4 protein-coding genes and 1 pseudogene are annotated in these 3,288 nt (G+C 58.0%); all 5 read left to right on the forward strand.

Annotated features, from left to right (window positions below; all coding sequences use genetic code 11):
* Positions 1–460, forward strand: a 460-nt coding sequence (locus L0H65_RS16830) for a SufD family Fe-S cluster assembly protein (RefSeq protein ID WP_301460378.1), incomplete at its 5' end; no start/stop codon positions are given.
* A 53-nt stretch (positions 461–513) separates the two neighbouring features.
* Positions 514–1,269, forward strand: coding sequence for a Fe-S cluster assembly ATPase SufC (gene sufC / locus L0H65_RS16835; RefSeq protein WP_301460380.1), 756 nt, complete (start codon positions 514–516; stop codon positions 1,267–1,269).
* Positions 1,269–2,558, forward strand: a complete 1,290-nt coding sequence (locus L0H65_RS16840) for a SufD family Fe-S cluster assembly protein (RefSeq protein ID WP_301460382.1) — start codon at positions 1,269–1,271, stop codon at positions 2,556–2,558. The genes sufC and L0H65_RS16840 overlap by 1 nt, the downstream gene beginning before the upstream one ends.
* Positions 2,559–3,035 carry a Yip1 family protein gene (locus L0H65_RS16845; RefSeq protein ID WP_301460384.1) on the forward strand — a complete coding sequence of 159 codons (477 nt, stop codon included), beginning with the start codon at positions 2,559–2,561 and terminating at the stop codon, positions 3,033–3,035.
* Positions 3,036–3,037: 2 nt separating this feature from the next.
* Positions 3,038–3,288: pseudogene (locus L0H65_RS16850) on the forward strand (hypothetical protein); the annotation flags it as partial.

Below are 3,288 nucleotides of genomic sequence, written 5' to 3' on the forward strand. Positions count from 1 at the left end.
CTATTCCATCGCCATCGCCAACAACGCGCAGCAGGCCGATACCGGGACCAAGATGATTCATCTGGGCAAGCGCACAAAATCGCGGATCGTGTCCAAGGGGATTTCGGCGGGACGGGCGCAGAATACTTACCGGGGTTTGGTAAGTATGCACCCCAAGGCCAAGGAATCGCGCAATTATACCCAATGCGACAGTTTGCTGATCGGGTCTGGCTGTGGCGCGCATACGGTGCCGTATATCGAAGTGAAGAACAACTCCTCGCGCGTGGAGCATGAGGCGACGACCTCCAAGGTTGACGACGATCAGCTTTTCTATTGCCGCTCACGCGGGATGGATGAGGAGGAGGCGGTCGCGCTGGTGGTCAACGGGTTCTGCAAGGAAGTGCTGCAAGCCCTGCCGATGGAATTTGCGATGGAAGCGCAGGCGCTGGTCGCGATTTCGCTGGAAGGGTCGGTCGGGTAAAGCCCACTTTACCCGTTCCGCGAAAGGACATTGAGTTGAGATTGAGGAATAAAATGTTGAAAATCAAGAATCTGCACGTCAAACTTGAGGAAGAGGATAAAGCCATCCTGAAAGGCGTTGACCTGACGGTGGAGGCAGGTTCGGTCCATGCGATCATGGGGCCGAACGGGTCGGGGAAATCCACCCTGTCCTATGTTCTTGCGGGCAAGGGTGGTTATGAAGTCACTGACGGTTCGGCGGAACTTGAAGGGGTCGATCTGCTGGAGATGGAACCTGAAGCGCGCGCGGCAGCTGGGCTTTTCCTTGCGTTTCAATATCCTGTAGAGATTCCGGGCGTGGGCAACATGACCTTTCTGCGGACCGCCGTGAATGCGCAGCGCAAGGCGCGCGGCGAGGACGAACTGTCAGCCGGGGAGTTTCTGAAACTCATTCGGGAAAAGGCCAAGGCGTTGAATATTGATGCTGAAATGATGAAGCGTCCGGTCAATGTCGGTTTTTCGGGCGGTGAGAAGAAGCGCAACGAGATCCTGCAAATGGCGATGCTGGAACCGAAAATGTGCATTCTGGACGAGACCGACTCCGGTCTTGATGTCGATGCGATGAAATTGGTTGCCGAAGGCGTTAACGCGCTGCGCGCTGCCGGACGATCATTTCTGGTTATCACACATTATCAACGGCTTCTGGACCATATCAAACCTGATTTCGTGCATATCATGGCCGATGGGCGCATCGTCAAATCCGGCGGGCCGGAACTGGCGCTGGAGGTGGAGCAGAACGGCTATGCGGATATTCTGGCCGAGGTGGCGTAATGGCACAGGTTCAGGTAAGGAGCGACGCACTTGATGCGCGCCTCGCAGGGTTTGATCTGCCCAAGGGCGGTTTTTCTGGCGCGGCGCGTCAGGCCGCACTTTTGCGACTTAACAAGATGGGTTTGCCCGGTCGGCGCGATGAATACTGGCGTTACACCGATCCGAAACTGTTGAACTCGGATACCCCGCTCGCGTCAACTGCGCTGCGGGTTGAGGCGCCGATCTTTACCGGCAAGGACAAGCTTCGGCTGGTCTTTGTTGATGGGGTTTTCGATGCCGAAGCCTCGGATGCAGCTGCGTTGTCCGGGGTGGAGATTACGCGCCTTGCGCAGGCGGATGCGCAAGATATTCATTGGGCTGGCGCAGTTTACGGTGTGCTGGAGCAGGCAGGTCAATCCGCGGTGCCACGCCCGTTTGCGGCGCTGAATACGGCCGCCGCCAAGGACGGGCTTTTGATCCGCGTGACGGGGCGGGTATCAAAGCCGCTTCACATTTCTTATCGTCAGAAATCAAATAGCTCGGATGCGATGCTGCATCATTGCATCAAGGTGGAGGAAGGCGCGGATCTGACGCTGCTGGAAACCGGGATTGCCGGTGCGCGCAGCAATATCGTGATGGAAGTCGATGTCGCAAAGGGCGGAAAGCTGCATCATATCCGCCCGCAGGGCCGCTCTCACGGCAAGCAACTCATCACCCATATTTTCGCGCGACTGGCGGAAGATGCGCTGTTCAAGAGCTTCACCCTGTCAATGAACGGGATTTTGACGCGGAATGAGGCAGTGATCGAGTTTACCGGCGATGATGCGGTTGCGCATGTCGCAGGGGCGGCGGTCGGAGACGGCGATTTCCACCACGATGATACCGTGTTCATCACCCATGATGCAGAGCGTTGCGAAAGCCGTCAGGTGTTCAAGAAAGTCCTGAAGAACGGCGCTGTGGGTGTGTTTCAAGGCAAGATTCTGGTGAAACCCGGTGCACAGAAAACCGATGGCTATCAGATCAGTCAATCGCTGTTGCTGGATGAAGACAGCCAGTTCCTCGCCAAGCCTGAGCTGGAGATTTACGCCGATGACGTGGTGTGCAGCCACGGTTCCACCTCCGGCGCGATTGATGAGGGCGCGCTGTTCTATCTGCTATCACGCGGCGTGACGATTCGCGATGCGGAAAGCCTGCTTGTGCTTGCCTTCCTCGCTGAAGCAATTGCCGAGATCGAGGATGCGGCACTGGCCGAAGATATCCGCGCCCGGATGGAGGATTGGCTGCACCGGCATGAAAGCCCCAAGGGCTGAATGTCGGTCACGACGGATATAACCCGCGCCTGGCGCAATCCCCGTGCCGTCATGCGCGGACATCTGGCGCGCGACCGCTCGGAGCCTTGGGCTTTTGCCCTGTTGGTTGCCTTCATGGTTGTGGCCTTCATCGCACAATGGCCGGGGGCCAGCCGCAACAGCTTTTACAACCCAGAGGTGCCGATGGTGGCACAGCTTTTCGGATTGGCGATGGGGATTTTGGTGCTGATCCCGGTCTGGTATCTGCTGGCTGCGATAAGCCATTGGATCGCGCGGGTTTTCGGTGGTAAGGGCAACCATTACGGCGCAAGACTGGCCCTGTTTTGGGCGCTGGTCACGGTCAGCCCTTTGATGTTGCTGCAAGGATTGGTCAAAGGCATGATCGGGCCGAGCGGTGGTCTGACGGCGGTTTCCGTGCTGACTGGTGTGGCGTTTGTGGTGTTCTGGATGCTCAACCTCATTGAAGCGGAACGGTAAAGATGGAATTGACCCCGGCGAACCTGATGCAAATGCTGCGCGCAACGCTGGTTGCGCCGCGACAGGCTGCGGCGCAGGTGCTACGCTTTGGCTTTGCGCCTTCGGTCGGTTGGATGGCGCTGATGCTGATGGCTGTTGCCTCCGCCCTGCTGACCCATATCAGTTTTGCCCTGATGCCGCCGGAGGTGCAAGCGGTGTGGGGCCCGGCAATGGCAAGCCCGGTACGCACGGCGATCCTGCAATGGGCGGTGCT

It is taken from the genome of Pseudorhodobacter sp. (assembly GCF_030452865.1).
Taxonomy (GTDB): domain Bacteria; phylum Pseudomonadota; class Alphaproteobacteria; order Rhodobacterales; family Rhodobacteraceae; genus Pseudorhodobacter.

Excerpts from the sequence above, each read along its gene's own strand:
- L0H65_RS16845 (WP_301460384.1), top strand. The coding sequence starts at position 2,559 with ATGTCGGTCACGACGGATATAACCCGCGCCTGGCGCAATCCCCGTGCC.
- L0H65_RS16840 (WP_301460382.1), top strand. The coding sequence starts at position 1,269 with ATGGCACAGGTTCAGGTAAGGAGCGACGCACTTGATGCGCGCCTCGCA.
- sufC (WP_301460380.1), top strand. The coding sequence starts at position 514 with ATGTTGAAAATCAAGAATCTGCACGTCAAACTTGAGGAAGAGGATAAA.